We start from the raw sequence: 7,717 nt of genomic DNA on the forward strand, positions 1-7,717 counted from the left end.
TTTTTCACACGGAAGGTTTCCACGGCATGTCGAACGACAAGAAGCTCGTTGACTACCTCAAGTGGGTCACGAACGACCTGCACCAGACCCGCCAACGGCTTCGGGAGGCCGAGTCCGCCAAGCAGGAACCCATAGCCATTGTGGGAATGTCCTGCCGGCTGCCCGGTGGCGTGCAATCGCCGGAAGACCTGTGGGAGCTGTTGAAGGACGGCCGGGACGGCATCACGGGCTTCCCCACGGACCGCGGCTGGAACCTCGACGTTCTCGCCGGTGACGGCAGCGGCAGCAGCGCGACGTCCGAAGGCGGCTTCGTCGACGCGGCCTCGTTCGACGCGGACTTCTTCGGCATCTCGCCCCGCGAGGCCGTGACCATGGACCCCCAGCAGCGCATCCTGCTGGAGACCTCCTGGGAAGCGCTGGAGCGCGCCGGCATCGACCCCGGGTCCCTGCGGGGCAGCGACACCGGTGTCTTCGTGGGCACGAGCGGCATCGACTACACCAACACCGTGATGAACTCCCGTGAGGACATCGAAGGGCACGGCAGCACCGGCCTCATCGCCAGCATCCTGTCCGGCCGGGTCGCCTACAGCTTCGGCCTGGAAGGCCCCGCCGTCACCCTCGACACGGCCTGCTCCTCCTCGCTCGTCTCCCTGCACCTCGCGTCCCACGCGCTGCACTCCGGGGAGTGCTCGCTGGCGCTGGTCGGCGGTGTGACGGTGATCTCGACGCCGATGAGCTTCGTCGGATTCACCCGGCAGGGCGGCCTGGCGCCGGACGGCCGCTGCAAGGCGTTCGCCGACGCCGCCGACGGCACCGGCTGGTCGGAGGGCGTGGGCGTCTTCGTCGTGGAGCGCCTGAGCGACGCCCGCCGCAACGGGCACCCCATTCTCGCGGTCGTGCGGGGCTCGGCCGTCAACCAGGACGGCGCCTCCAACGGTCTGACGGCGCCCAGCGGTCCCTCCCAGCAGCGGGTGATCCGGCAGGCGCTGGCGAGCGCCGGTCTGACCGCCTCCGACGTGGACGCCGTCGAGGCCCACGGCACCGGCACCCCGCTCGGCGACCCGATCGAGGCCCAGGCCCTGCTCGCCACCTACGGTCAGGACCGCGATCCGGAGCGGCCGCTGCTGCTCGGTTCGGTGAAGTCCAACCTCGGCCACACGCAGGCGGCGGCCGGTGCGGCCGGGCTCATCAAAATGATCATGGCGATGCGGCACGGCGTACTGCCGAAGACGCTGCACGTGGACGCGCCGACCTCGCACGTGGACTGGCCGTCGGGGTCGGTGGAACTGCTGACGGAGCCCCAGGAGTGGCCCAAGGCCGACCGGCCGTGGCGCGCGGGCGTGTCGTCGTTCGCCATCAGCGGCACCAACGCCCACGTCATCATCGAGCAGCCGCCGACCGCGGAGGAGGAGTCCGAGGAGGAGGCCGCGCCGCGGACCTCGCCGTCGGCCGTACCGTGGCTGCTCTCCGCGAAGACCGAGGAGGCGCTGGCCGCGCAGCTCCAGCAGATCTCCGCGCTGACCGACCCGTCGCCCCTCGACCTGGGCTTCTCGCTGGCGACCACCCGGGCGCACCTGGAGCACCGGGCGGTACTCCTGTCCGAGGGCGGCGAAACCGTCGAGGCGGCGCGCGGGGTCGCGGAGCCCTCGGCCGCGAAGCTGGCGGTGCTGTTCTCGGGTCAGGGTGCGCAGCGGGTGGGGATGGGCCGTGAGTTGTACGGCCGGTTCCCGGTGTTCGCCGCGGCCCTGGACGAGGTGCTGGGGCACTTCGACGACGGCCTGCGCGAGGTGATGTTCGGTGACGCGGAGGGCCTGGACGAGACCGGGTTCACGCAGCCCGCGCTGTTCGCCATCGAGGTGGCGCTGTTCCGGCTGACCGAGTCCTGGGGCATCCGCCCGGACTTCGTCGCCGGGCATTCGATCGGCGAGATCGCCGCCGCGCACGTGGCGGGAGTGTTCTCGCTGGCGGACGCGTGTGCGCTGGTGTCGGCGCGGGCGCGGCTGATGCAGGCCCTCCCCGCGGGCGGCGCGATGGTGGCCGTCCAGGCCGCGGAGAGCGAGGTTGCGCCGCGCCTGGTCGAGGGCGTGTCGATCGCGGCGGTCAACGGCCCCGAAGCCGTGGTCATCGCCGGGGACGAGACCGAGGTGCTCCGTATCGCGGAGGAGCTGGCGGCCGAGGGCCGTAAGACCCAGCGCCTGTCGGTCAGCCACGCCTTCCACTCGCCGCTGATGGAGCCGATGCTGGAGGACTTCCGGCGCGTCGCCGAGGGCCTGTCGTACGAGGCCCCGCAGATTCCGCTGGTGTCGAACGTGACCGGCGAGCAGGCCGCCGAGGACCTGGTGTGCTCGGCGGAGTACTGGGTGCGGCACGTCCGGGAGACGGTGCGCTTCGCCGACGGCGTACGGGCCATGGTGGCCGAAGACGTCGACGTCTTCCTGGAGCTGGGTCCCGACGGTGTGCTGACGGCGATGGCCCAGCACAGCCTCGACGGTGCCGACGGCCGGCTGGCCGTATCGGCCCTGCGCAAGGACCGCCCCGAGGAGACGGCCCTGCTCACGGCTCTGGCGCGGCTGCACGTGGCGGGTGCCGAGGTGGACTGGTCCGCCTGGTTCGACGGCACCGGCGCCCAGCGTGTCGACCTGCCGACCTACCCCTTCCAGCACGAGCGGTACTGGCCCCGCCCGGCCGCGCTGTCGGGCGACGTCACCGGCGCCGGTCTGCTCCCCGCGGAGCACCCGCTGCTGGGCGCGACGCTCACCCTCGCGGACGACGGCGGGGTGGTGCTGACCGGCAGACTGTCGCTCCAGGCCTACCCGTGGCTGACCGACCACGTCATGGGCGGCAGCGTGCTCTTCCCGGCCGCCGGATTCCTGGAACTGGCGATGCGCGCCGGTGACCAGGTCGGCTGCGAGCGGGTCGAGGACTTCGTGCTGATGACCCCGCTGGTGCTCGCCGAGGAGCGGGCCACCCAGGTCCAGGTGCTGGCCGCGGCCGCCGACGACGCGGGCGCCCGCAAGGTCTCGGTGTATTCCCGCCCGGACGGTGCCCTCGACCAGCCGTGGACCCAGCACGCGGGCGGCACGCTCGCCGCCGGGGAGCGGATCGGGGACTTCGGTTCCGCGGTCTGGCCGCCGCAGGACGCGGTCGCCGCCGACCTGGAGGACTTCTACGAGGGGACCGGTTACGGTCCCGCGTTCCAGGGCCTGCGCGCGGTGTGGCAGTACGAGGACGGGGCCTACGTGGAGGTGGCGCTGCCGGAGCAGGTCGCCGAGGACGCCGGCGCCTACGGACTGCACCCGGTCCTGCTGGACGCGGTGCTCCAGTCGCGTCGGCTGGCCGGTGTGGGCACCCAGGGCGACCAGCTCCTGCCGTTCGCCTGGCGGGGCGTGTCGCTGCACGCCGGAGGCGCGTCGGTGCTGCGGGCGCGGGTCGAGAAGACCGGTGAGGACTCGGTGTCCATCGCGGCCGTCGATGTCGAAGGCGCACCCGTCCTGTCCGTCGAGGAACTCGTTCTGCGCGGCGGCCAGCTGGCCGGTGCGGGACAGCGGGGCGCGAGCCCCGACGCGCTGCTGTCGCTGGAGTGGACGGCGGCCCCCGAGGTGCAGTCCGCCGAGGTGCGGTGCGTGTCCCTGGGCGCCGACGAGCTGGGTGTGGGCGCGTCGGTCGCGTCCCTGTCGGAACTCACCGGCGACGAGGACTTCGTCGTGGTTCCCGTGACGGGTACGGGCGACGACGTGCCCGCGCGCACCCATGAACTCACCACCCGGACCCTGGGCGTGCTCCAGGAGTGGCTGGGCCGGGAGGAACAGGGCACCACACGCCTGGTGTTCGTCTCGCGCGCCGCCGTCTCCTCCGCCGAGGGCGAGTCCGTGGAGGACGTGCCCGCGGGTGCGGTGTGGGGCCTGGTGCGTTCGGCGCAGTCGGAGAATCCCGGGCAGGTCGCGCTGGTGGACCTGGAGGACGGAGACCTCGCTTCCGTGCTGGGGGATCTGCCGGGTCTGCTGGAGACCGGGGATGCCCAGTTCGTGGTGCGTGAAGGCGCGGTGCGGGTGGGGCGGCTGACCGAGCGCCGTGGTGGCGCGGAGGCGGCCCCGCAGGCGTGGAATCCGGACGGTACGGTGCTGATCACTGGTGGTACGGGTGGTCTGGGGCGTGAGCTGGCCCGGCATCTGGTGGCGGAGCGTGAGGTGCGGCATCTGCTGCTCGTCAGCCGCAGTGGTCCGGAGGCGTCGGGTGTGGGTGAGCTGCGTGAGGAGCTGGCTGCTCACGGTGCCGAGGTGACGGTTCGCGGCTGCGATGTGGCGGACCGTGCGGCGGTGGAGGAGCTGGTGGGTTCGGTGCCCGCTGCTCACCCGCTGACCGCGGTGATCCACACCGCTGGTGTGCTGGATGACGGGGTGGTCACTTCGCTGACCCCGGAGCGGCTGGCGGCCGTGCTGCGGCCGAAGGTGGACGCCGCCTGGAACCTGCACGAGACGACCAAGGACCTGGACCTCGCCGCGTTCGTCCTCTACTCGTCCATCTCGGGTGTGGTCGGTTCTCCCGGCCAGGGCAACTACGCGGCCGGCAACACCTTCCTGGACGCGCTCGCCTGGCACCGGGCCGGCCAGGGACTGCCCGCGCAGTCCCTGGCATGGGGAGCCTGGACGCAGGGCGGAGGCATGACCGCCGCCCTCTCGGACGCGGACATGCAGCGGATGGCCTCGTACGGCACGGCGCCGCTCAGCCCGGACCGCGGCCTGGCGCTGTTCGACACGGCCGTCACGACCGGCGCGGCGCACCTCGTCGCCGTCGGCCGGGCTTCGGGACAGGTCCGTGCCCAGGGCCCGGTGCCCCCGGTGCTGCGCGGCCTGGTCAAGGGCGCCCGCCGGACGGCCGCGAGCGCCCCCGGCGGCGCCGCCGCGGCCGTCTCGCTCGTCGACCAGCTGCGGGCGGCGCGTCCGGAGGAGCGTACGCAGCTGCTGACCGACGTGGTGCGCACCGAGGCCGCCGCCGTACTGGGACACGGCTCGGCCAAGAGCCTCGACGGCCGGCGCGAGTTCTACGAGCTGGGCTTCGACTCGCTGACCTCCGTCGAACTGCGCAACCGCCTCTCCGCCCTCACCGGACTGCACCTGTCGGCAACCGTGGTCTTCGACAGCAAGACCCCCGCCGACCTCGCCGCCCGGCTCTACGCCGACCTGGCCGAACAGGCGACCCTGGACGGCTCCGGGGCGCAGGCGGGCTTCCAGGCCGCCGCACCGGAGACCGACTCGCTGGAGCGGCTGTTCCTCGACGCCCTGGACAACGACAAGATGGCGGAGGCCCAGCGCATGATCTCCGCGCTCGGCGCCCTGCGGCCGAACTTCGAGAACACCGCCGAACTGGAGGACCTGCCGCTCTCGGCCACCCTCGCCGACGGCCCCGGCACGCCGCGGCTGATCTGCGTCAGCACCCCCACCGCCAACGGCGGCGTACACGAATACGCCAGGCTCGCCGCGCCCTTCCGGGGCGAGCGGCACGTCAGCGCGCTGCCGCTGGTCGGCTTCGCCACGGGGGAGCGGCTGCCGGCCAACCCCGAGACCGCGGTGCGCGTCATCGCGGAGAGCGCGCTTCGCGCCAGCGACGGCAACCCCTTCGTCCTGCTCGGCCACTCGTCCGCCGGTGCCTTCGCCTACCTGGCGGCGGCCCTGCTGGAGGACACCTGGGGCATCAGGCCGGAGGCCGTGGTGCTGCTGGACACCATCAGCGTCCGGCGCGAGCAGAGCGAGGACGTCGACTTCCGGGGCCTGATGCGGCGCCACTTCATGGTCGACGAGGTCGCGCCGGTACGGATGACCAACTCCAGGCTGTCCGCCATGGGGCGCTGGATGGGCATGCTGAACCAGCTGGAGATGCGGCACACGAGCGCCCCCGTGCTGATCGTCCGTGCCGCCCAGGAGATCTTCGGCATCAAGACCGTCACCGGCCTCGAAGCCGACCAGCCGGGCGGCGGGGACTCCAGGACCGACGTCCGCAGCGTGGACGCCGACCACTTCTCCATGGTCCGCGACGCGGCCCCGGAGACCGCACGCATCATCGAGGAATGGCTCGGCTCCCTCGGCGACGCGTGACCACGGCTCAGGAGCGGTAAGCCAGGGCGGGCGGCCATCGGGCCGCCCGCCCCGGCGCGTTCCGGCCGGCCCGCCCGTGGCAGTGCTCTCGTCGCGCTCGTCGCTCTCGCCACGGCATGCGAAAGAACCCCGGTGTGTCAGCGTCGGTCAGACGCTGACACACCGGGGTTCCGTCGTACCTCTTGAGGGCCCCCTACGAACCACGCGGGCAGGAACAGCCCTCTACCAGCTGATCCGCAGCTCGGCGAAGCCGCCCGACAGCTGGCCTTCCTTCTGCTGCAGCTCCTCCACCGGGAGTTCCAGGCGCAGGTCCGGCAGCCGGGTGAACAGCTTGGTGAACATCGTCTTGAGCTCCATGCGCGCGAGCGGGGCGCCGATGCAGTGCCAGATGCCGTGGCCGAAGCTCAGATGCGGGTTGGGGGACCGGGAGACGTCGAACTCCTCCGGCAGGTCGAACGCCCGCTGGTCGAAGTTGGGCAGACCGAGGTCGAACAGCACCAGGTCCCCGGCCCGTATGGTCACCCCGCCGAACTCCATGTCCTCGCTGGCGTAGCGCGGCGGCAGGACCGACCCGCCGGAACGGGCGGTCCGCAGCACCTCCTCCACGGCGCGCGTCATCACGGCGGGGTCGGCCAGCGCCGCCTTGCGCTGTTCGGGGTGGCTGGCCAGCAGCGCCACACCGTTGTCCAGGATGCTCGCGACACTGTCCAGCCCGGCGAACAGCAGCCCCATGGACAGGTGCGCCACACGGTCGTCGGGCAGCTCGCCGTCGCTCAGCCGGGAGATGATGTCGGGACCCGGCTCGGCCCGCTTGAGCTCGACCAGCCCCTCCACGAACGCGGACAGCTCGTGCTGCGCCTTCTCGGCGCCCTCGCGGTCGTCCAGCTTGGCGATACCGGCCAGCACCGAGGTCAGATCGCCCCGGCGCTCCGGCGGCACTCCGATGACCTCGCAGAGCACGGTGAGGGCGAACGGCACGGACAGCTGACCGTGCAGGTCGCCGGGAGGCCCCTGTGCGATGAACGCGTCCAGCAGGGCGTCCGCGGCGCCCTCCACCTTCGGCTGCATCTCCAGCACCCGCCGGGCCGAGAACAGCGGCGTGAGCAGGCGGCGGGTCTCGGCGTGCTGCCGGCGCCCGGTCTCGGCGTCGCTGTCGCTGATCAGCAGGTCCAGGAACGGGCTGCGCACGTACCGCGCGGCGGAGGCCGGGTCGGGGTGCGTGCGGCCGATGCGCTCGTCGTGCAGCAGCTGCTTGAGCTCGGCGTGGCGGGTCACCAGCCACGCCTCGTCCCCGGCGGGTGTGCGTACCCGGTGGATCGGTCCCCGGTCCTGCAACTCGCTCAGGAGCGGGCTCAGCTCCAGCGTCTTGGGCGGTTCGAGGTTCAGGCAGGGCAGATCTTGGGAGGCGGCGGTCATAGGGGGCCCCTTACGTGTGCTTCATGGCGTGACGCGTGACGCTAGCGGCCCGGGAACCGGGAAAACCCTACAAATGATCCGGGGGAGGCCGAGTCTTGCCCCGAGAGCAGCGGGTCTGGGCGCCGAGAGCAGCGGGTCTAGGGAAACCCGCAGTCCACGTTGAGGAAGATGGCAGAGAAACGGTCGGACGTACGTGTCGGGGTTGTGCC

Annotated in this window: 2 protein-coding genes; one reads left to right on the top strand and one right to left on the bottom strand. The window is 72.3% G+C overall.

The features are described 5' to 3' along the window. Nucleotides 1–26 precede the first annotated feature (26 nt). Entirely contained in the window at nt 27–6,092 is a 6,066-nt protein-coding gene (locus A6A06_RS20945; protein ID WP_073762804.1) for a type I polyketide synthase, read from the top strand. 222 nt (nt 6,093–6,314) lie between these two features. Here A6A06_RS20945 and A6A06_RS20950 read toward each other — a convergent pair whose 3' ends face one another. Then, on the bottom strand, nt 6,315–7,508 hold the full coding sequence (locus tag A6A06_RS20950; RefSeq protein WP_073762805.1) for a cytochrome P450: 1,194 nt from the start codon (nt 7,506–7,508) through the stop codon (nt 6,315–6,317). Between the last annotated feature and the right edge of the window lie 209 nt (nt 7,509–7,717).

The sequence above is a fragment of the Streptomyces sp. CB02923 genome (genome assembly GCF_001905005.1).
Lineage (GTDB): Bacteria > Actinomycetota > Actinomycetes > Streptomycetales > Streptomycetaceae > Streptomyces.

Excerpts from the sequence above, each read along its gene's own strand:
- A6A06_RS20945 (WP_073762804.1), top strand. The coding sequence starts at position 27 with ATGTCGAACGACAAGAAGCTCGTTGACTACCTCAAGTGGGTCACGAAC.
- A6A06_RS20950 (WP_073762805.1), bottom strand. The coding sequence starts at position 7,508 with ATGACCGCCGCCTCCCAAGATCTGCCCTGCCTGAACCTCGAACCGCCC.